This is a genomic window from Caballeronia sp. LZ019 (assembly GCF_031450825.1).
Lineage (GTDB): Bacteria > Pseudomonadota > Gammaproteobacteria > Burkholderiales > Burkholderiaceae > Caballeronia.
Window position 1 is genome coordinate 1,751,148 of record NZ_JARTVZ010000005.1, and the last position, 21,247, is coordinate 1,772,394.

The 21,247-nt window shown below is 63.9% G+C and carries 20 protein-coding genes and 1 pseudogene; 6 read left to right on the forward strand and 15 right to left on the reverse strand.

Annotation, left to right across the window (positions count from 1 at the left end; genetic code table 11):
- Nucleotides 1-33 precede the first annotated feature (33 nt).
- The 6 genes and pseudogenes from P9255_RS21630 to glpK all read right to left on the reverse strand — a co-directional run bounded on the left by P9255_RS21630 (nt 34) and on the right by glpK (nt 6,497).
- A complete protein-coding gene (locus P9255_RS21630) occupies nt 34-936 on the reverse strand; it encodes a transporter associated domain-containing protein (RefSeq protein WP_309790421.1) in 903 nt (300 codons plus the stop codon).
- Between the two features lie 178 nt (nt 937-1,114).
- Nucleotides 1,115-1,810, reverse strand: coding sequence for a gamma-glutamylcyclotransferase (locus P9255_RS21635; protein ID WP_309763289.1), 696 nt, complete (start codon nt 1,808-1,810; stop codon nt 1,115-1,117).
- Nucleotides 1,811-1,840: 30 nt separating this feature from the next.
- Nucleotides 1,841-2,305, reverse strand: coding sequence for an rRNA maturation RNase YbeY (gene ybeY, locus P9255_RS21640; protein WP_309763288.1), 465 nt, complete (start codon nt 2,303-2,305; stop codon nt 1,841-1,843).
- Nucleotides 2,302-3,421: pseudogene (locus P9255_RS21645) on the reverse strand (PhoH family protein). The gene ybeY and the pseudogene P9255_RS21645 overlap by 4 nt, the downstream one beginning before the upstream one ends.
- 33 nt (nt 3,422-3,454) lie before the next feature.
- A complete protein-coding gene (gene miaB, locus P9255_RS21650; RefSeq protein ID WP_309763286.1) occupies nt 3,455-4,831 on the reverse strand; it encodes a tRNA (N6-isopentenyl adenosine(37)-C2)-methylthiotransferase MiaB in 1,377 nt (458 codons plus the stop codon).
- Nucleotides 4,832-5,000: 169 nt separating this feature from the next.
- The gene (glpK, locus tag P9255_RS21655) at nt 5,001-6,497 is read right to left on the reverse strand and encodes a glycerol kinase GlpK (RefSeq protein WP_309790422.1); all 1,497 of its coding nucleotides are present in this window, start codon (nt 6,495-6,497) and stop codon (nt 5,001-5,003) included.
- A 225-nt stretch (nt 6,498-6,722) separates the two neighbouring features.
- Here glpK and P9255_RS21660 point away from each other — a divergent pair, with 225 nt between their 5' ends.
- On the forward strand, nt 6,723-7,112 hold the full coding sequence (locus P9255_RS21660; RefSeq protein ID WP_309763284.1) for a hypothetical protein: 390 nt from the start codon (nt 6,723-6,725) through the stop codon (nt 7,110-7,112).
- 41 nt (nt 7,113-7,153) lie between these two features.
- Here the strand turns inward: P9255_RS21660 and P9255_RS21665 are convergent, their stop codons facing one another.
- Nucleotides 7,154-7,351 carry a hypothetical protein gene (locus P9255_RS21665; RefSeq protein WP_040053236.1) on the reverse strand — a complete coding sequence of 66 codons (198 nt, stop codon included), beginning with the start codon at nt 7,349-7,351 and terminating at the stop codon, nt 7,154-7,156.
- 436 nt (nt 7,352-7,787) lie between these two features.
- Between P9255_RS21665 and P9255_RS21670 the strand changes: the two genes are divergently transcribed.
- The 4 genes from P9255_RS21670 (at nt 7,788) to P9255_RS21685 (ending at nt 12,594) form a co-directional block, all read left to right on the forward strand.
- On the forward strand, nt 7,788-9,425 hold the full coding sequence (locus P9255_RS21670) for a gamma-glutamyltransferase family protein (protein ID WP_309763283.1): 1,638 nt from the start codon (nt 7,788-7,790) through the stop codon (nt 9,423-9,425).
- A 128-nt stretch (nt 9,426-9,553) separates the two neighbouring features.
- Entirely contained in the window at nt 9,554-10,888 is a 1,335-nt protein-coding gene (locus tag P9255_RS21675) for an MFS transporter (protein ID WP_309763282.1), read from the forward strand.
- Nucleotides 10,889-11,247: 359 nt separating this feature from the next.
- Entirely contained in the window at nt 11,248-12,072 is an 825-nt protein-coding gene (locus tag P9255_RS21680) for a ferritin-like domain-containing protein (RefSeq protein ID WP_309763281.1), read from the forward strand.
- 9 nt (nt 12,073-12,081) lie between these two features.
- The gene (locus tag P9255_RS21685; protein ID WP_309763280.1) at nt 12,082-12,594 is read left to right on the forward strand and encodes a hypothetical protein; all 513 of its coding nucleotides are present in this window, start codon (nt 12,082-12,084) and stop codon (nt 12,592-12,594) included.
- 50 nt (nt 12,595-12,644) lie between these two features.
- On the opposite strand, the gene P9255_RS21690 is transcribed toward P9255_RS21685, so the two are convergent.
- The 4 genes from P9255_RS21690 to P9255_RS21705 form a co-directional block, all read right to left on the reverse strand.
- Nucleotides 12,645-14,183 carry a DEAD/DEAH box helicase gene (locus P9255_RS21690; RefSeq protein WP_309763279.1) on the reverse strand — a complete coding sequence of 513 codons (1,539 nt, stop codon included), beginning with the start codon at nt 14,181-14,183 and terminating at the stop codon, nt 12,645-12,647.
- Nucleotides 14,184-14,395: 212 nt separating this feature from the next.
- Entirely contained in the window at nt 14,396-15,016 is a 621-nt protein-coding gene (locus tag P9255_RS21695) for a hemolysin III family protein (protein ID WP_309763278.1), read from the reverse strand.
- Between the two features lie 82 nt (nt 15,017-15,098).
- Entirely contained in the window at nt 15,099-16,397 is a 1,299-nt protein-coding gene (locus tag P9255_RS21700; protein WP_309763277.1) for a cytochrome c, read from the reverse strand.
- Nucleotides 16,398-16,418: 21 nt separating this feature from the next.
- A complete protein-coding gene (locus P9255_RS21705) occupies nt 16,419-17,162 on the reverse strand; it encodes a c-type cytochrome (RefSeq protein WP_309765346.1) in 744 nt (247 codons plus the stop codon).
- A gap of 447 nt (nt 17,163-17,609) precedes the next feature.
- Here P9255_RS21705 and P9255_RS21710 point away from each other — a divergent pair, with 447 nt between their 5' ends.
- Nucleotides 17,610-18,536: a CopD family protein gene (locus tag P9255_RS21710; RefSeq protein WP_309763276.1), complete on the forward strand. Its 927-nt coding sequence runs from the start codon at nt 17,610-17,612 to the stop codon at nt 18,534-18,536.
- Between the two features lie 140 nt (nt 18,537-18,676).
- Here the strand turns inward: P9255_RS21710 and P9255_RS21715 are convergent, their stop codons facing one another.
- The 4 genes from P9255_RS21715 to folK all read right to left on the reverse strand — a co-directional run bounded on the left by P9255_RS21715 (nt 18,677) and on the right by folK (nt 21,159).
- The gene (locus tag P9255_RS21715; RefSeq protein ID WP_309763275.1) at nt 18,677-18,976 is read right to left on the reverse strand and encodes a hypothetical protein; all 300 of its coding nucleotides are present in this window, start codon (nt 18,974-18,976) and stop codon (nt 18,677-18,679) included.
- Between the two features lie 112 nt (nt 18,977-19,088).
- A complete protein-coding gene (panB, locus tag P9255_RS21720) occupies nt 19,089-19,904 on the reverse strand; it encodes a 3-methyl-2-oxobutanoate hydroxymethyltransferase (RefSeq protein WP_309763274.1) in 816 nt (271 codons plus the stop codon).
- A gap of 41 nt (nt 19,905-19,945) precedes the next feature.
- Nucleotides 19,946-20,626 (reverse strand): deoxynucleoside kinase, encoded by a 681-nt coding sequence (locus P9255_RS21725; protein ID WP_309763273.1) that lies wholly within the window; start codon nt 20,624-20,626, stop codon nt 19,946-19,948.
- Nucleotides 20,623-21,159 (reverse strand): 2-amino-4-hydroxy-6-hydroxymethyldihydropteridine diphosphokinase, encoded by a 537-nt coding sequence (gene folK, locus P9255_RS21730; RefSeq protein WP_309763272.1) that lies wholly within the window; start codon nt 21,157-21,159, stop codon nt 20,623-20,625. The genes P9255_RS21725 and folK overlap by 4 nt, the downstream gene beginning before the upstream one ends.
- Between the last annotated feature and the right edge of the window lie 88 nt (nt 21,160-21,247).

Here is a 21,247-nt window from a genome sequence, read left to right on the forward strand (position 1 = left end):
CGTGCGTGGCGGCGGACGCCCGATGCTGCACGATCAGTCGCGCAGTTCGCCCTCGTCGTCGCCGGTGTGAGGCTGTTGCGTGAGATTCGGCACGCGCCGAACCAGGAGCACGTGAATTTGCCGGGCATCGCCGCGCAGGATCTCGAACGCGAAATCGTCGATGCGAACCTTCTCGCCGCGATGCGGCACGCGCCCGAAGCGATGCGTGACGAGCCCGCCGATGGTATCGACTTCCTCGTCCGAGAAGTCGGTGCCGAACTCCTCGTTGAACTGTTCGATGCCCGTCAGCGCGCGCACGCGGAACTTGCCGTCCGGCGACGGCATGATGTTGCCGGCTTCCTCGTCGAAGTCGTACTCGTCCTCGATGTCGCCGACGATCTGCTCCAGCACGTCCTCGATGGTGATGAGGCCCGCGACGCCGCCGTATTCATCGACGACGATCGCGATGTGATTGCGATTCACGCGAAAGTCGTGCAGCAGCACGTTCAGACGCTTCGACTCGGGGATGAACACGGCCGGGCGCAGCATGCCGCGCACGTCGAATTCTTCTTCGGCGTAGTAGCGGAGCAGGTCTTTCGCGAGCAGCACGCCGATGATGTTGTCACGATTGCCCTCGTACACCGGATAGCGCGAGTGCGCTTTTTCCAGCACGAACGGGATGAATTCGGCGGGCGTTTCCGCGATGTTGATGGCGTCCATCTGGGCGCGCGGAATCATGATGTCGCGCGCGCAGAGATCGGACACCTGAAAGACGCCTTCGATCATCGAGAGCGAATCGGCGTCGAGCAGGTTGCGCTCGTGAGCGTCCTGAAGCACTTCGAGCAATTCGTCGCGCGACTCGGGCTCGTGGGAGATGAAATCGGTCAGGCGTTCGAGGAGCGAGCGCTTTTCGTGCGGTTTGTCGGCGTGTCGTTGACTGGGATAGGGTTCGTTCATAGCGGAGCGCCCGAGACGTCCCGGGCGCGAATTAACGGAAAGTTAAGCATACACCAAGGCAAAATGCGGGCTGGGTGGTGCGGCGCGCGTAAAGGGCGCTTCGAACATCCTAGCCGATAACCGTGCACAAACGATGTCGGCGGCGAAGCATTGGCCATCCGGACAAGCCCCGGTGCGCCTATTCTCCGTTTTTGCCGGCCTGGCACCGCCTGAGCAGCGCCTCCAGCGCCCGGTCCGGCATGCCGCTTTCCCGCAGCGCCTCGACCGTTCGGCTGACGTAATCGAGCGTCGTTCCGTAGCGGCCGCTCGCGCAGCCGAACACCGTGCGGATCATCGGATCGCCGAGCTTGCCCGTATAGGACGCCGCCTCCCGGCGCATCACGAAGGCGAGCGCGTCGACGCGCCGTCCGTCGATCAGCGTGCACGGCAGCCACGCCGGCCGGTATGACGCCATCGACATTTCGCGACGCCAGAGCACGTCGAGATGCTCGGGCGCGTCCGCCCCGGCCAGGCGAAACGCCATGCCGGTGCAGGAGCCGCCGCGATCCAGCGCGAGCACGAGCCCCGGCTGCTCCGGCGTTCCGCGATTCACCCGCGACCACATGTAAAGCCCGCGATGATAGCCGTGCACCTTGCCGCGCACCGCTTCGAGCGTCGGCAATCCGGGATTCCAGATGAGCGATCCATAGCCGAAAAGCCATAGGTCCGACCGGCGATCCCAATGAGCGAGCGCGGCCTCGCGCGAAGCCGCCAGTTCGTCGTCGGTGAGAAGCGCCGTCTCTTCGAGCGCAGGCGGATAATCCGGGCACCCAGGCGCCGGATCGTGCGGGACAAGGTCGGTATCGGGCGTGGGCTCGGGCGTTTTGTCGTTCACGGTGCGGCGGGCGGGAGGCTGGACAAGGACTCAGGCCAGCGGGACGTAGGGATCGGAAAAGCCGAGAGACTGCATGATATCCGTCTCGATCGATTCCATTTCCTGCGCCTCGCTTTCGACTTCGTGGTCGTAGCCTTGGGCGTGCAGCGTGCCATGCACGATCAGATGCGCATAGTGCGCGGCGAGCGGCTTGCCCTGGTCGGTGGCTTCACGCTCGACGACCGGGCAACAGAGAATGAGGTCGCCCGCGACGGGATCGTCCTCCGACTCCGCATACGCGAACGTGAGCACGTTCGTCGCGTAATCCTTCTGACGATACGTCCGGTTGAGCATGCGTCCTTCGTCCTCGTCGACGAAGCGGACGGTCAATTCGGCGTCCGCGAACAGCGACGCCCTGATCCAGCGCGCGACCGTCGCGCGCGGCAGAATCGCCTTGTGCGACGGATACGCTTTTGCGGCAGGAAACTGCAAGGTCAGCGTGAGACGGGGCATCATTCCGGCTTCTGCGACTGCTGCTGCGCGGCGCGAGCCGCATCGGCGATGGCGGCGTCCTTCTGCGATTGCGCGTCGTAGGCCTCGACGATGCGCGCCACGAGCGGATGCCGCACCACGTCCGCCGACGAGAAACGCGTCATCGCAATGCCGCGCACTTCCGACAGCACGTGCTGCGCTTCGATCAGCCCGCTCTTGTGCCCGCGCGGCAGGTCCACCTGCGTGGTGTCGCCGGTGACGACCGCCTTCGAGCCGAAGCCGATGCGCGTGAGGAACATCTTCATCTGCTCGGGCGTCGTGTTCTGCGCCTCGTCGAGAATGATGAACGCGTGATTCAGCGTGCGGCCGCGCATGTAGGCGAGCGGCGCGATCTCGATCATCTGGCGTTCGAACATCTTCGCGGTCTTGTCGAAGCCAAGCAGATCGTAGAGCGCGTCGTAGAGCGGACGAAGGTACGGATCGACCTTTTGCGCGAGATCGCCCGGCAGAAAGCCGAGCCGCTCGCCCGCTTCCACCGCCGGACGCGTCAGCACGATGCGCTTGACCTGATCGCGTTCGAGCGCATCGACGGCGCAGGCAACGGCCAGATACGTCTTGCCGGTGCCCGCCGGCCCGATGCCGAACGTGACGTCATGCGCCACGATCTGACGGAGATATTCACGCTGCGCCGGCGTTCTGCCGCGCAGGTCGGCGCGGCGCGTATAGAGCTTGGGGCCGTGATCTTCGTCGGCGCCGAGGTCCATCGTGGCGCTCGGCTCGTCGAACGGATGATCCGGATCGCCGCGAAAACGCGGGTCGATCTGGGCGTCGTCTTCGCCGTTTTCCTCCGATTCCTTCGCGAGGCGCGTCGCGTGCCGGGCTTCGACCAGCGCAAGCTGGATATCGTTGAACGGAAATCGGATCGCGCGCGCGGTTGTAGAAGTTCTCGAGCGCGGCGAGCGCGACCTTCGCGCCACGGCCACGAATCGAAATCTTGTGGCCGCGCCGCGACAAGGTCACGTCGAGCGCCTGCTCGATCTGCCGCAGATTTTCATCGAGCGGACCGCAGAGATTGGCAAGCCGCGCATTGTCATCGCGCGGAGCAGTGAATTCGAGATGCTGCTGGGAAGCGTTCTTCAAGGCGAGGTGGGTGTCCTTTCCGGTCACGTACGATTAATTAGCCAGTTCCGGCGCGGCCGTTTCCGGTGCGAGAACCAGCGCGCCGCGCAGCGAATGCGGATACGCGTGATTGATTTCGACATCGATCATCTGGCCGATGAGCCGGGCATGCGACGCAACCGGCGCCGGGAAATTCACGACGCGATTGTTCGCCGTGCGGCCCGCGAGCTCGTTCGGGTCCTTGCGCGACGGCCCTTCGACGAGAATGCGCTGCACCGAGCCGACCATCGAGTTGCTGATCTTCACGACGTTCTCCTCGATCGTTGCCTGCAAGTGCTGCAGACGCCTGAGCTTGACTTCGCGAGGCGTGTCGTCGTGCAGGTTCGCAGCCGGCGTGCCTGGACGCGGGCTATAGATGAAAGAAAAGCTCGTGTCGTAGCTCATCTCGTCGACGAGCGCCATCATCTTTGCGAAATCGTCCTCGGTTTCGCCGGGAAAACCGACGATGAAATCGGTCGACAAAGACAAATCCGGGCGAATTGCGCGCAGACGGCGGATGACCGACTTGTATTCCAGCACGGTATAGCCGCGCTTCATCGCCATCAGGATGCGGTCGGAGCCGTGTTGCACCGGCAGATGCAGATGCGAAACGAGCTTCGGCACCTTCGCGTACGTGTCGATGAGACGCTGCGTGAATTCTTTCGGGTGCGACGTCGTATAGCGAATGCGCTCGATGCCCGGCACGTCCGCCACGTACTCGATGAGCGTCGCAAAATCTGCGATCTCGTGCGAGCCGGCGGTCAGCGCACCCCGGTAAGCATTGACGTTCTGGCCGAGCAGCGTCACTTCGCGCACGCCCTGGTCGGCGAGGCCGGCAACTTCGGTCAGCACGTCGTCGAGCGGGCGGGACACTTCCTCGCCACGCGTGTACGGCACGACGCAATAGCTGCAGTACTTGCTGCAGCCTTCCATGATCGACACGAACGCGCTCGGTCCTTCGACGCGCGCCGGCGGCAGATGATCGAACTTCTCGATCTCCGGAAACGTGATGTCGACCTGGGCACGCCCGGTGGCGCGGCGCTTGTCGATCATGTCCGGCAGGCGATGCAGCGTCTGCGGGCCGAATACGAGGTCGACATAGGGCGCGCGCGAGACGATCGACGCGCCTTCCTGACTCGCGACGCAGCCGCCGACGCCGATCAGCAGATTCGGATTCGCTTCCTTCAGCTCGCGCACGCGGCCGAGGTCGGAGAACACTTTCTCCTGCGCCTTTTCACGCACGGAGCAGGTATTGAACAGGATGACGTCGGCGTCTTCGGGGGTATCCGTCTTGACGAGCCCTTCCGCCGCGCCGAGTACGTCGACCATCTTGTCGGAGTCGTACTCGTTCATCTGGCAGCCGAAGGTCTTTACATAAACTTTCTTGGTCATGAATGGTCGCCGGTCGCAGTGGTTAACCTGGGGGCGTCAAAAAGAGAATTGAAGAGGAGGGGCGGTTTTTTGCAGAAACTGCACCGCTTTTGCTTGTAATTTAGCCCGATATTATAGCCCTGGTCGCGAATGAGGGCATTGACCGAGCATGACCGGCGCGCACCGGCGGTCATGCGTCCGCCCATGCTTTTGCCGCGTTCACGGCGCGCCGCCAGCCCGCGAGACACGCATCGACGTCCGATGCGGGCATCGATGGCGAAAAGCGCCGATCCAGTTGCCACTGGGCCTTCAACTCCCCGACATCCTGCCAGTAGCCGACCGCCAGTCCCGCGAGATAGGCAGCGCCGAGCGCCGTCGTTTCCGCGACGCGCGGACGCGCGACAGCGACGCCGAGCACGTCGGCCTGGAACTGCATCAGCAGGTCGTTGGCGCACGCGCCGCCGTTGACGCGCAACTGGGCGACCGGCATGCCCGAATCCGCTTCCATTGCCCGAAGCACGTCGAGCGATTGATACGCGATCGACTCGAGCGCCGCCCGCGCGATGTGCCCCGACGTCGTCCCGCGTGTGACTCCGAACAGCGTTCCTCGTGCGCGGGCGTTCCAGTGCGGCGCACCGAGACCGGCGAACGCGGGCACGAGATACACGCCGTCGCAATGCGGCACTTCGCGCGCGAGCGCTTCGACTTCGCTCGCACGGCGGATGAGTCCGAGGCCGTCGCGCAGCCATTGCACGACCGCGCCCGCGATGAAAATGCTGCCTTCGAGCGCGTAGTCGACGCGATCGCCGATCTGCCATGCGATCGTCGTGACGAGGTTGTTGCGCGATTCGATCGGTTTCTCGCCGGTATTCATGACGAGAAAACAGCCGGTGCCATACGTGTTTTTCACCATGCCGCTTTCGGTGCACATCTGCCCGAACAGCGCAGCGTGCTGGTCCCCGGCGATGGACGCAATCGGCACTTCGGCGGCCAGCACGCTGCCATGCGTCGTGCCATAAACCTCCGACGACGCCCGTACCTCCGGCAACATGCTGCGGGGAATTTCGAACGCGTCGAGCAACTCGTCGTCCCAGCGTCTTGCGTGGATATCGAAGAGCAATGTGCGCGATGCATTGGTGATGTCGGTGATATGCATGCCGCGCCGCGTGAAGTTCCACACGAGCCAGCTATCGACCGTGCCGAAGGCGAGCCGTCCTTGCTTCGCTTTGTCGCGCGCGCCTTCGACGTTGTCCAGAATCCAGCGAATCTTGGTCGCCGAAAAATACGCGTCGATGGGCAAGCCGGTCTTCGCGCGCACCAGCGGTTCCAGTCCGCGCGCCTTCAGTTCGTCGCACATGGCCGCCGTGCGGCGATCCTGCCAGACGATCGCGTTATAAACCGGCCTGCCGGTTTCGCGATCCCACACGATGGTCGTCTCGCGCTGATTCGTGATGCCGACCGCCGCAATCGACGACGCGTTCAGCCCCGCCCGCGTGACCGCTTCCGCCGCGACGCCCGCCTGCGTCGACCAGATTTCCTGCGGATCGTGCTCGACCCAGCCCGGCTTCGGATAAATCTGCTGGAATTCCTTCTGCGCGACGGACACGACGTTGCCGTTCCTGTCGAACAGCATGGCGCGCGAACTGGTCGTACCCTGGTCGAGCGCGAGGACGATTTGATCCTGCATGGTCATCTCCGAGGTTGAGCGGATGCCGGCCGCCGGGGCATTGGCCGTGCGACGTCCGCATGCGCAATCTATCGGACACGCGGGGCGCGGACAATCAGGCCGGACGGCATAAGCCGAATGCACGGTTTCGCCGGCACGTGAATTTGCCTATGCCGTCTGGCTGGGTGGCAGGAACGGGAAGATCGTTCGATACTGGGCGCTCGAACCAAGCCAGGAGTAAATGCCATGCGTAAGCGGGTGGTGGTCGGCGCACTGATCGTAGTCGGCGCGGCTGCGCTGGGCGGATGCGTATCGACGCCGAGTCTCGAAGGCTCGTACGGCGCGCCGTCGTTCAGCGCACTGCAGGCTCAATGCGACTCGACGCCGACGGATTACGGCGCCGACGCTCAGTCGGTTTTTTCGGCCTTCTACGACGCTTATGTCGCCGAGCGGCGGGGCGGTTTATCGCGAGAACAGTTCTGCGCTTTTCAGAGGGGCATCGCGGAGCGGCATCGCGCGTTCATTGCGAATCCGGGAGCGGAAGCGCGGAGCGCGTGGGCGACGTTCATTCTCGGTGAGCGCGCGCGGGCGCTGAGTTGGCGTGCGGCCGTGGACCCGACGTTGCGGGCCGGCTAGGACGCGGCGCAGTCGCCGCGTCCGGCATGGGTTTGTGAAGGCTACGAGAACCGCTTGAATGCCTTGATGGTTGAATCGCCGGTTGCGGTGAGGCGCCATTGTTGCCGTCCGGACGCGAGATTTTCCAGTTGGACGAGCTGACGTTCCAGCAATGCGTCCAGTTCCTCGCGTTCCATATCGACCTGATTAGGCGCTTCCTGAACCAATAGCAGCGTGGCAAATTCGTGCGGACTCAGCATCGTGTTCTCCATGACGACCGACAGCTTGGCCACCGGCCTGAAGGCCGGATCTTTTGCTTTGAATCGTGGTACGGGAAACTGCATTTGCCGGGCGGACTCGCTGTTCTTCTCGCTGCGGGTGCCGGGAATTGGGATTGTAGGCAAGCGTCTGAGGAGTGCCAAACGTACTGACGAAAATTTTGGCTTTGACTTTTGCTGCGTGCAGAAGCGGTTCACCGCAGACGGCGATTCGAAGAATCGACTTTAGGTTCATGCCGCACCGCACACCAAAGCTGGCGGGATGCGATTCATGCCGCTCTTTCATTAATTTATACAATAAATGAATTTGTTCAACGTTACGCGAGCAATGCAATATGCTTCTTTTGCGTGATCAACTAATTGCAATCTCCGCTCGGCTCGATCGCCGGCCGAACGGCTCGTAATTCGGACTTCATTCATGACTCGCTTCAACTGGCAAAACCCGTATCCCACGCCGCGCCTGCCGGTGTTCGCCCGCAATATCGTGTCGACGTCGCATCCGCTCGCGGCGCAAGCCGGCCTGCGCATGTTGTGGAAAGGCGGAAATGCCGTCGATGCGGCCATAGCGGCAGCAGCGGCCATCACCGTTGTCGAGCCGGTGTCATGCGGCCTCGGCGGCGACGCCTTCGCCCTCGTCTGGGACGGCGCAAAGCTGCACGGGTTGAATGCCTCCGGGGTATCGCCGGCGGCCTGGAACGTCGATTACTTTCGTCGCAAGTACGGAGAGGAAAACGGTCTTGCGCGCCAGCCCAAGCGCGGCTGGGACACGGTCACGGTGCCGGGCGTCATTGCGGGCTGGGAGGCACTGCACGCGAAATTCGGATCGCTGCCGTTCGCCGATCTGATGGAGCCGGCCATCGAGATCGCGGAGCGCGGTCATGCGGTGGCGAGCATCGTCGCTTATAAGTGGGCGGCGGCCGTGCCTGAGTTGAAAGATTTTCCCGGCTTCGCGGATGTCTTCATGCCGCACGGGCGCGCGCCGGAAGTAAGCGAGCTCGTGCGCATGCCGGGCCACGCGAAGACCCTGCGCGCGCTTGCCGAGCACGGACCGCGCGCGTTCTATGAAGGCGAGATCGCCGAGCGCATCGCCGCGTTCGCGCGCGAGGGCGGCGCGGCCATGACGCTGGACGATTTGCGCAACTATCGCGCGGACTGGGTCGAGCCGATCAGCAAGGACTATCGCGGCTACACGGTGCACGAAATCCCGCCGAACGGGCAGGGCATCGCGGCGCTGATCGCGCTCGGCATCCTCGACAAGTTCGATGTCAGCGCGCTGACCGTCGATCGTATCGAATCGCAGCACCTGCAGATCGAAGCGATGAAGCTGGCATTCGCGGACGTGTATCGCTATGTCGCCGATCCGCGCTCGATGGAAGTGACGCCGGAGCAGATGCTGGACGACGCTTATCTGGCCGAGCGCGCGAAACTGATCGACCCGGCGAAAGCGACGCAGTTCGACTTCGGCATGCCGAAGGCGGGCGGCACCATCTATATGTCGGTCGCGGACGAGCGCGGCATGATGGTGAGCTTCATTCAGTCGAACTACATGGGCTTCGGCTCGGGCGTCGTCGTGCCGGATAGCGGCATCTCGCTGCAAAACCGCGGCTGCGGGTTCTCGATGGACCCGAAATCGGCGAACGTGGTGGAGGGCGGCAAGCGTCCGTTCCACACCATCATTCCGGCGTTCGTCACCCAGGAAGTGGACGGCCGCCGCGACGCCGTCATGAGCTTCGGCGTGATGGGCGGCGACATGCAGCCGCAAGGCCATCTGCAATCCATCGTGCGCATGATGGATTACGGCCAGCAGCCCCAGTCGGCGTGTGACGCGCCGCGCTGGAAGGTGAACCGCGACTTCACCATCGACATCGAGGCGACGCTGGATCTCGAGACGGCGCGCGCGCTCGAAGGCTTCGGGCATACGATCAAGTCCATCGACGATCCGTACATGGACTTCGGCTCCGGCCAGTACATCTGGAAGCTGGATCGCAACGATTCCGAGCGCGGTTATGTCGCCGCGAGCGACAGCCGGCGCGACGGACTCGCCGCCGGCTTCTAGCAGCGCTTGATGGGCCGCGTAGAAGCGCGGCTCGCCTCTTTTCCGATCAAGACCCGCCTTCGCCCGTTTCGATGCAGGCGAACGGCGGCGCACGCCCCTGCCTGAAGCAAACGCGACCGAGACACGATATGACGCAGCACGGCGACACCCTGAATCAATCCGCACACCAGACGCCGCACGCCGGCACGACGCTCTCGAAGGCGACTGTCCGCCGCATCGTCTTTTCGTCGTCGATCGGCAATGCGCTCGAATGGTTCGATTTCCTCGTCTACGGTTACTTCGCTTCGACTATCGCCAAGGCGTTCTTCCCGTCGCACGACGAGTGGCTTTCGACGATGCTTGCCATCGGCACATTCGGCATTTCGTTTCTGATGCGTCCGCTCGGCGCGATCGTCCTCGGCATCTATGGCGATCGAAAGGGCCGCAAGGCGGCGCTGACGCTCGCCATCCTCATGATGATGGTCGGCACGCTGACGATGGCGGTGATGCCTTCGTACCTGCACATCGGCATTGCCGCGCCGCTGCTGATCCTGCTCGCGCGGCTCATTCAGGGCTTCGCAGTCGGCGGGGAATTCGGCAGCGCCACCGCGTTCATGGTCGAACACAGCGCGGCGCGACGCGGCTACTACGCGAGCTGGCAGTTCGCGAGCCAGGGTCTTGCTGCGATCATGGCTGCAGCATTCGGCTCGGTTCTGACCGCGTGGCTTCCGCCGCCGCAACTCGAAAGCTGGGGCTGGCGCATTCCGTTCGTGTTCGGCTTGCTGATCGGGCCGGTCGGGTATTACATCCGCTCGCATCTCGATGAAACGCCCGAGTTTCTCGCCACGCGTCCCGCGAAGAACGTCGCGGCGCCGGGCGTCTCGTTCTCGAATCAATGGGTCAATCTGCTGCTTGCCGTGGGCATCGTGGCGCAATCGACCGTCGGCGTGTATGTGCTGCAGCTTTACATGCCGATGTATGCGGTGAAACAGCTTCATCTGCCGGCGACGGCGTCGTTCGCGGTCGTCGTTCTGAACGGCACGCTGCAATTCATCTTCTCGCCGGTCATGGGCGCGCTGTCCGACAAGCTCGGGCGCATTCGCATCATGCTCGGCACGTCGATCGTGATGGGGCTTGCCATCTATCCGATGTTCGCGTGGCTCCAGGCGTCGCCGACCGTGATGTCGCTCGTCGTGCTTCAGGCGGCGGCGGGCATTCTCAAGGCGGCTTATTCCGGACCGATGCCCGCGCTGATGTCCGAGATCTTCCCGACGCGCGTGCGGTCCACGGGCCTGTCGATCGGTTACGCGCTTGGCGTGACGCTGTTCGGCGGCTTCGCGCCGACCATCGTGGAAGGCTTCATTCACGTGACCGGTGACAAGCTCGCGCCGAGCTACTACGTTCTTCTGGCAGCGGCGTTGTCCGGTATATCGCTCGCAATCGTCGCGTGGCGCATGCGCGGCAGCGAAAGGCGAGCGGCCTGACGCACACCCCCCGGCAAACGTCTTCTGCGATACAAGGCGGCTTCGGCCGCCTTTTCGCTTTGTCGCGACAGAGAATCAACGGCATGGTTCATGCTCTGCCTGCGCGGCTTCGCGCGGTGTCCAGAACAGTCGCAAAGTCGTAGAAAATTGACGCAAGGCAAATGCAAGCGGAACCGTGTCGTGCGCCGCAAGTCTGTCCCCATGTCTGCAAACTCGTTGCAGGACGGCTAAGATGCAGAAGCATAAGCCGCTAACTTTTGATTAGAGGACGCTCGGACCGAACGTTCGCGGCGTCGCCTGAACCTTGGCCGTCCATGATCGGCCGGTGGCGCGTTCAGTCCAGCCAGGGAGCGCGATACATGCACACAAACAGCACCCACGTCATGCCGTGGCGCATCGAAGACATCGATCTGAGCCGGATCGATCGTCAGAAAGCGGCATCGAACGAACATCTTCTCCTGTTGCTCTGCGCCTGCTCGTTCATCGAGAGCGGGACCGATCTTTATACGAGCAACCTCAGCACGTATTTCAAGGACGACCCCGAAGTGTCGGCCTGGCTCAATACGGAATGGGAACCCGAGGAGATGCAGCACGGCCGGGCCCTGAAGACGTATATCAATCACGTCTGGCCGGAGTTCGACTGGGACACGGCGTTCAAGAACTTCTTCGCCGAATATTCGCTGACCTGCTCGTACGAACAGTTCGAGAAGAAGCGCGCGCTGGAAATGGTGGCGCGCTGCGTCATCGAGACCGGCACGGCCACGCTTTATCGGGCAATCAACGAATGTTCAGACGAGCCCGTGCTGAAGGAAATCACCGATCACATTCGCACGGACGAAGTGCGGCACTACAAGCACTTTTTCCGCTTCTTCAAGAAGTGGAACAAGATCGAAGGCAATGGCCGCGTGGCCGTGCTCGGCGCGCTCATTCGCCGCGTGATGGAACTGAAGAGTGAAGATTCGGAAATCGCGCTGCGGCATGTGTTCGCCGTGCGATACCCCGAGCGCGCGAAAGACTCGAGCTATAACCGGGAACTGTTTGCGAGCGTGAATGCACTCGTGCGGCGCAATCTTTCGGCGGATCAATGCATCAAGATGCTGCTGAAGCCGCTGGACTTGCCGGCGCGCATCCAGCCGGGCGTGCATTATCCGCTCGCCAAGATCACGCAGCTCTTCTTTCGCTGAGCCGAAGAAATGTCGGGTGACGCGCCGCCGGAGTCTGCCCGGTCTTCACAAAGCGCCTTCGATGAGTGGCCGCCCGAATTGCGCGCGCTTTTCGATGGCACGCTCACGGGCGCACCGCACGGCTTCACGGTGTCGCTGTGCGCCGTGGATGGCGCCGGGCGCATCCGCACCGCATTGCTGAGCGCAGGCGAGTTGCTGGCGCCTGACGCGCGGACGCTGTGCTTCGGGCTGTGGCCGTCATCGCGCACCGCGCAGGCCATTGCTTCTAGCGCACGCGCAACGGCAACGTTCGTTTTGGACGAAGCGTTCTATCAAGTGCAACTGGATACGCGGCGCGTCGCGCTGGACGGCGTGCCGCTGGCCTGCTTCGTCGGTTCTATCGAAAGCGGAGAGATGCAGCGCGTCGCTTATGCGCGGCTGACGGGCGGCATCACGTTCGAGTTGGAGGATGCGGGCAGCGTGCGCGCCCGTTGGCGCGAGCAGATCGAGTGGTTGACGCGGGCAGCGAGCGCCGCCGCTTGAAACGCTGAAACACGGGCCGCCGTGGCGACGGCCCGCTTCGACTTCCGAAATTACCGCCCGCGATCGCCCGAGCGCATGCCATCGCGCCGGCCGCCGCCGTTCTCATTGCGCGGCTTGCCGCCGAGCAACGCACCGGGATTGCCGGCCTTCGCGCGCGGATTCGGCGCGTGGTTCACGTTGACGGGCTCCGCGCGACGCGGCGCCGGCTTCGCGTTTCCGCCGTTGCTCGGCTTGCCCGCTGCTGCCGGCTTGTTGCCGCTGCGCGCATCGCGCGGCGCGCGGTTCTCGCGCTGTCCCTGACCGCCCGAGCCGCCGCCGTTCGCCGGCTTCGCGCCGCGCCCCTGTCCCTGCGGTGCTCCGTTGCCCCGACCGCCCTCACGCCGCTCGCCATCGCGCGGTGCGCCGCGTCCCTGACTGCGACGCTGGATGGGCTCGGGCTTCGCGTTCGGATCGGGCTCGAAGCCGGGAATCACTTCCTGCGGGATCGGCCGCTTGATAAGACGCTCGATATCTTTCAGCAACTGCAGTTCGTCGACGCAAACGAGCGACACCGCTTCGCCTTCCGCGCCCGCGCGTCCGGTGCGGCCGATGCGGTGCACGTAGTCTTCCGGCACGTTTGGCAGATCGAAGTTGACCACGTGCGGCAACTGATCGATGTCGATGCCGCGCGCCGCGATATCCGTCGCGACGAGCACCTGCAGCGTCTCGGCCTTGAACTCGGCGAGCGCGCGCGTACGCGCTGACTGGCTCTTGTTGCCGTGGATCGCGAGGGCGCTGATGCCGTCCTTCGTCAACTGCTCGGCAAGACGGTTCGCGCCGTGCTTGGTTCGCGTGAACACGAGCACCTGGAACCAGTTGTGTTGGCGAATCAGGTGCGTGAGCATTTCGCGCTTGCGGTCGCGATCGACCGGATGGATCTTCTGCTCGATGCGCTCGGCCGTCGTATTGCGTCGCGCGACTTCGATCAGCGCGGGGGAATCCAGCAGGCCATCGGCGAGCGCCTTGATTTCGTCGGAGAAAGTAGCCGAAAACAGCAGGTTCTGACGCTTCTCCGGCAGACGCGCGAGCACGCGCTTGATGTCGTGGATGAAGCCCATGTCGAGCATGCGGTCGGCTTCGTCGAGCACGAGAATTTCGAGCTGCGAAACGTCGATGGTCTTCTGCTGCATGTGGTCGAGCAGACGGCCCGGCGTCGCCACGACGATATCGACGCCACGGCGCAGCGCATCGATTTGCGGATTGATGCCGACGCCGCCGAACATCACCGTCGAGCGCAGCTTCAGATACTTGCCGTAGGCGCGCACGCTTTCTTCCACTTGCGCGGCGAGTTCACGCGTCGGCGTGAGGATCAGCGCGCGCACCGGGCGCTTCGCGTTGCCCTGAGCGGGCGCGAGTTGCGACAGACGTTGCAGGATCGGCAGCGTGAAGCCCGCCGTCTTGCCCGTGCCGGTCTGCGCGCCGGCAAGCAGATCGCCGCCCTTGAGCACGGCCGGGATGGCCTGAAGCTGAATCGGAGTGGGGTTGGTGTAGCCTAGTTCGTTGACGGCGCGAAGGAGGGGCTCTGACAGTCCGAGTGAATCAAAAGACATATAGGGATGTTCAAATCGTTTTTGCGAGCAGCGCGCAGGCCACTGAAACAGCGGCGATCTGCGCGAAACTCAGAATGAATCGGGCGGCGGGCCTGCGTTCGGTCATCGACCGCCTGGCAGTGCCGCATACTTCGACGCGCTATCAAGACACGCCGGCTGGCTGGAAGTTGCATCGCAATCATGGCGATGCATGACATACGCCGGTTCAGGGTTCACGCGACATAGCGCGCGACGCTCACGAACTGGCACAGACTGCCCGCCAGCACGAACAGATGCCAGATACCGTGGCCGTGCCGGATGCGCTCGTCGTTGATGAAAAACCAGATACCGGCGGTGTATATGACGCCGCCCGCCACCAGCCATGCGATGCCCGCGGCCGGTAGCGTCGTCACGAGCGGATGAACGGCTACGAGCGCGAGCCAGCCCATCAACACGTAGAGCACCATCGACACGCTACGGGTTCTTCGCCCGAGCGTGAGTTCCTGCGTGATGCCGAGCACTGCGAGTCCCCAGCTCACACCGAATAGCGACCAGCCCCAGGGGCCACGCAAGGTCACCAGTGTATACGGTGTGTAACTGCCGGCTATCAGCAAATAGATGGCCGAGTGATCGCACTTTTGCAGAATTGCTTTCAGCCGCGGCGTGCGTGCGCAGTGATAGCACGTCGAGATCAGATAGAGCACGAAGAGCATCGCCCCGTACACGGCGAAGCTCACGACCTTGTATGCGTCGCCTTGAAGCGCGCCCATCGTCACGAGGGCCGCGAGTCCCGCTATCGACAAGATCGCGCCGACCAGATGGCTGATGCTGTTGAAACGTTCCCCTGCATGCATGACCGATCCACCAAAAGACAAAGGGCGCAGCCCCGATATAAGGCCGCGCCCTGTGCGTATTGTACGCTGTCTTGCGAAGATGTCAGTCGAGCGGCGCCGAACGCAGATTGCTCACCTGTTGCGGCGACACCGGCGTGCCGTGGTTGCCCCACGACATACGGATGTACGTCACGACCGCCGCCACTTCCGTATCCGACAGCGACTGCGCGAACGGCGGCATGCCGTGCGGCATCGGGTTGCCTTCCGTGCTCGGCGGATAGCCGCCGTTGAGCGTCATGCGGATCGGGTTGACGGCCGACGGCATCTGGATCGACTGATTGTTGGCGAGCGGCGGGTAAGCGGGCGGCTTGCCGAGACCATTCTCCGCGTGACACTTCGCGCAGTTCTCGGTGTACACCTTCTTGCCCATCGTGAGCAGTTCGCCGCCGAACTTCTCGGACGTTTCGAGCTGCAGCGGTTCCGGCGCTTCCTTCTTCTGCGGGATCGACTTCAGATACGTCGACATCGCGTTGATGTCCGCGTCGGTCATGTACTGCAGGCTGTTGTGAACCACTTCCGCCATCGGGCCGAACACCGCGCCGCGCTGCGACACGCCGGTCTTCAAGAGATCGTTGATGTCCTTGATGTCCCAGTCGCCGAGGCCGGCTTCCTTGTTCGACGTCAGCGACGGGGCATACCAGTTCTGCAGCGGGATCAGGCCGCCGGCGAATGCCGCCGACTTGACCGGGCCGCCCATGGCGTTGATCGACGTGTGGCACATGCCGCAGTGGCCGAGGCCTTCGACGAGATACGCACCGCGGTTCCATTCGACCGACTTGGTCGGATCCGGCTTGTACTCGCCTTCCGAGAAGAACAGCGTGCGCCAGCCGATCAGCAGGTTGCGGTTGTTGAACGGGAAGCGCAGTTCATGCGGACGGCTCGGTTCGGAAACCGGCGGGATCGAGCGCAGGTACGCGTAGATCGCATCGGAGTCGGCGCGCGTGACCTTCGTGTAGCTCGTGAACGGGAAGCCCGGATAAAGCAGGCTGCCGTCCTTCGAGCGGCCGGTGTGCATCGCGCGATAGAAGTCGTCGGATGTCCACTTGCCGATGCCGTACTTGTCGTCGGGCGTGATGTTCGGCGTGAACATCGTGCCGAACGGGGTGGCCATCGGCAGGCCGCCTGCGAACTGCTTGCCGCCGCGAACCGTGTGGCAGGCGATACAGTCGCCGGCGCGGGCGAGATACTCGCCTTGCTTGACGAGCGCGGCCTTGTCGGCCGGCGTCGCCGCGACGGCGCCGCCCGAGTGGAGATTGTCGCCGCCCGACCAGAGAACGGCGCCGGCTGCGACGGCTGCCACCACGACAGCCGAGGAGAGTGCGAACAGGGACTTGCGTTTCATTGTGTTGTCGCTCCAGACGCCTTATTGCGGTTCGCTGCCGCACGCGAGCGGCATCTTCAACGAGCCAGCGGGCGCGGGCACCGGGTTGGCGGGTGCGGTTTGCGTAGAGAGCCAGGCGGCGACGGCGGTCACGTCGTCGTCGGACAGGCGCGTGGCGATCTGCTGCATGCAGTCAGGCGCCTTCGCGTGACGCGTGCCGGACTTCCATGCGCCGACCTGCGCGCTGATGTAGTCCGAATGCAGGCCGACGAGGCCGGGGATGGCCGGCTGCATGCCCGTCAGGCCTCTGCCGTGACACGCCGCACACGCGGGAATGTTCTTCGATGCGTCGCCGTTGAGCACGAGCTGCGAGCCGCGCGCGAGCGTGGTCGCCGACACGTTCGTCTTCGCGGGCGGTGGATACGGCGGACGTTGCTGCGAGAAGTAAGTCGCGATCTGATGAAGGTAGTCGTCCGAGAGATACGTGACGAGGTAGTTCATCGGCGGGTACTTGCGCCGGCCTTCGCGGAAATTCTGAAGCTGGTTGTAGAGATAATCGGCGGGCTTGCCGGCAAGACGCGGGAAGTAGTCATTGTCCGTGCCCTCGCCGTGAACACCGTGACATGCGGTGCAGCCTTGCACGCGCGCCGCCATCGTGTCGGGAGCGATCGGCTGGCTTTGCGCCTGGGCTTGCGCTTGACCCGCGCTGAGAACGCCAGCGCTGCCGATCATTGCCAGAGCGAGCAGCGGACGAAAAATGCGTCTTGAAAACACGCGACACTCCATGAAATTCGGGGACCTGCCGAGCTTCGTGCGGCTCGGTGCGAAGGTGGCGAACCACGGCCACGCGTACGGTGGCGGAGGGTGGCGGACCACGGCCATAGCGGCTCGACGAGCCTCTGATGCGACGCGGAATTCTATCATCGATGCCTGATGGTGACTATTTGACACAACTTTTCGGGCCCGCTGCGGCGAAATCGCGACAAAATGCCGCGCGACAGACAAGAACTTTGACATTGCGTTGAGTTCGTTACTTATCGACAAGAGTTGGACGTTGCCTGGCTCTGCTGCCTGCGTTGCGGCCGTTCGCCTGGGCCAAGCATAGGAAGCCGCGCATCGACGTTCAAGGCGCATCGGCGGGCGTCCTTCGTTTAGACTGCGCGAGCCCGAACCTTAAAACCACCCGATGACCCGCTCGCATCCCGATTCAGCAATTCCCGTTCACGCCGCTTGATGAGCACCGATCCCCTCTGGTTGCTCCAGGTCGCCTTCGCCGCGCTCGGCGACGTTGCATTCGCCTGTGCTGTCGGCGCCGTGCTGCTTCGCACGTGGCTCGGCGGCGAGCAGGCGTACGCGCCGGTATCGCCTGCACGGGCAGGATGGCGGCGCGCATCGCGGACGGGCGCGGCGTCGGCGATCGTCTTCGTCGCCTGCAGTTTCGCTTCGCTCTGGCTGCAGACAGCGGCGATGAGCGGCTTACCGATCCTCGACGCGGGCGCGTCGCTGTGGCTCGTCGCGACGGCGACGCATGCGGGCATCGGCTGGGCGGTGGCGTGCGCGGGCGGTGTCGTGCTCGCGGTCGCCTCGGGAGCGAGCGGATCACTGGGCGCGGCGCGTGTGGCGGCCGCCGTGCTCGGCGCGATCGTTGCCGCAGCCGGCAAAGCGGCGATCGGTCATGCCGCCGATGCCGGCGCGTTCTCGCTCGCGGAAGGCGTGCAGACCTTGCATCTCCTCGCGACGGGCGTATGGGGCGGCGTGGTGATCGCGGGGGCGGTGGTCTTGCCGGCGGCGGATACATCCGCGGCGCGGGCCTCGTTGATGCGCCTCGTCGTGCGCCTCTCGCACGCGGCGACGATCGCGGTGGCGCTCGTCATCGCGACGGGCGTATTCAATGCATGGCGCGGGACGGGCGGATCGGCCGACGTGCTGACAGGCAGCGGATGGGGAAGGGCATTGCTCGTGAAGAGCGCGCTGATCGCGGGGGCGCTCGCGCTGGGCGCGCTCAATCGATGGTCCGCGTTACCGCGCTTGCAGCGCACCGCATCGACGACGGACGCGCATACGGTCATCAACGTGATGCGCGTTGAAGCAGTGCTGATGGTGTTGGTGTTCGTGGCGGCGTCGGTGCTGTCGCATAGCGTGCCGGGATTCGCGAACTGAGATCGGGGGTACGGTTTCGCAGGCTTGCGCGTGAGCGCCAGTCCTGCTCGTGGCGTACCGCGTTGGAGGATTAGCGAGCGTCGAATGTCGTCGCATCGTGCGACGCTGCGTGCCCGACCGCGTCGAACGGGAAAATACGCCTATTCATACCCCAGCCGGTGACTCACGATCGGCGCACAGAACAGCGCCAGCGCGCAGCCTGCCGCCTTTCCCTGCAACTCGACGAACGCCCTCGCCGGACTCGCGGCGACGAGGACATCGAGCAACTGCGGCAAACAGAACACCACCGACAGCACGATGAACGCGCGCGTCACCGCAGATATCCGCCAGCCGTGCTGCGCCCCGAGCACGGCCGCCACGACCCGCGTCACACCGAACATGACGAACGCGCCGACAGCAAGCTGCGCGCGCACGTATTCGTCGGGAAGGGTATGCAACATGGTCGTTCTCGCTCCGGGTCACGTTTTCGGGCGTAGTGTGCAAGAACCTCGCGAGTACAGTATGTACGAGAAAGCGCAGACCCGCTACGGGCCTGCACCGCCTCGAAGACGCTCAGAACGTGTGCTCCGGACCCGGGAAACTGCCGTCCTTCACCGCGTGCACATAGGCTTCGACGGCTGCGAAGATGCTCGGCTGGCCCTGCATGAAATCCTTCACGAAGCGCGGACGTTTGCCATGAAAGACGCCCAGCATGTCGTGCAGCACGAGGACCTGCCCCGAGCAGTCGATGCCCGCGCCGATGCCAATGGTCGGAATCGCGAGCTTCGCGGTGACATCGCGTGCGAGCAGCGTCGGCACCGCTTCGATCACGAGCAACTGCGCGCCCGCATCCTGCAGCGCGAGCGCGTCGCGGCGCATCCGCTCGGCGGCCGCATCCGTCTTGCCTTGCACCTTGAAGCCGCCGAACGCATGGACCGACTGCGGGGTGAGTCCGACATGGCCGCACACCGGAATCGAGCGTTCGACGAGAAAGCGCACCGTGTCCGCGAGCCATTCGCCGCCTTCGATCTTCACCATCTGCGCGCCCGCGCGCATCAGCGTGACGGCGTTCGCATATGTCTCTTCACGCGATCCGATGGTGCCGAACGGCATGTCCGCGACGATCAGCGCGCTCTTGTTGCCGCGCGCCACCGATGCCGTGTGATACGCGATGTCGTCGAGCGTCACGGGCAGCGTCGTGCTGTGTCCCTGCAGCACGTTGCCGAGCGAATCGCCGATGAGCATCACATCGACGCCCGCGCGATCGAGCAGCGCGGCAAAGCTCGCGTCGTAGCACGTGAGCATCGCGATGCGTTCGCCCGCTTCGCGCATGGCCTGGAGCTTCGGAACGGTGATCGTCGAGCGGCTGGTTTCCTGCAAATACGTCATGATGGCTTCACTGAAGTTGGCGCGGGCATCGAGCCTGAGGCTCAGACCGACACGCCTTTGACAAAGAATTCCTTGCGTCCGCGCATGGTCTCGATGCGCTCGACGAGCAGCGCGAGATCCTCTTCCGATGAGACGGGATTCAGATGCTCCGCGTTCACCGTGAGCAGCGGGGTCGCGTCATAGTGATAGAAGAAGTCGTTATAAGCATCGGTGAGCGCGCGCAGGTACGAATCGGAGATTTGCAGCTCCATCGGCAGCGCGCGTTTCTGAATGCGCGAAAACAGCACTTCCGGGCTCGCCTGCAAATACACGACGAGATCGGGCGCGGGCGCGCTCGCGCCGATGCGCGAGGCGATGTCGCGGTACAGCTGGAACTCGTCGTCGGGCAGCGTGAGGCGCGCGAAAAGATCGCTCTTCTGCGTGATGAAGTCCGCGATCAGCGGCGTGTTCTGCGTGAGCATTTCCGCGACTTCGCGCGTCTGCGCGACACGCTGCAGCGCGAAGCTCAACTGTGTCGACAGCGCGTGCCGCGTGGTATCGCGATAGAAGCGCTCGAGAAACGGATTGTCCTGCGGACGCTCGAACAGCGTGCGCATCGACCAGCGTTCGGCGAGCAGCGTCGCGAGCGTGGTCTTGCCGACGCCGATCGGCCCTTCGATCGCGATATAACGATGCGGCGGCCGCAACTGCGGCGCGGTGACGGTGAGTGGCGGAACGCTCATCGGCAAATGGTCTTGTTGTTGGAGGCGGGGGTGGCGCCGGGCGCCAGGCACTGGCACGTCGCGACTCTTTCGATGCGCTGATCGGCGACAGCCGCGACGAACGCATCGGCGCGGCCGCGCTGGGGAATGATGAGATCGGGTTCGAGCTCGACGAGCGGCACCAGCACGAAGGCGCGCTCGGTCATGCGCGGATGCGGCACGACGAGGTCCATTTCATCGACGCTCGATGCGCCGTACAGCAGGATATCGAGATCGAGCGTGCGCGGCGCGTTGCGATACGGCCGCTCGCGCCCGAACTGTTCCTCGATGACATGGCACAGGCGCAACAGCGCGCGGGCGGGAAGCGTCGTTTCGAGCTTGACGACGCAATTGAAGTAATCGTCGCCGGACGAGTCGATCGGCGCGGTGCGGTAAAGGCTCGATTTCGCGAGCACGGTGATCGTGTGCTGCTGCGCGAGACACACGACTGCGTCTTTCAGGGTCTGGCGCGCATCGCCGAGATTCGCTCCGAGGCCCAGATATGCAATCGTCATGGCGGTCGTCCTACGGTAGGTCTTGGGCGATAGGCCGGTGAGACCCGGACACGCTGCCCGGGTGCAAACCTTCATCCGCTACTGTAGC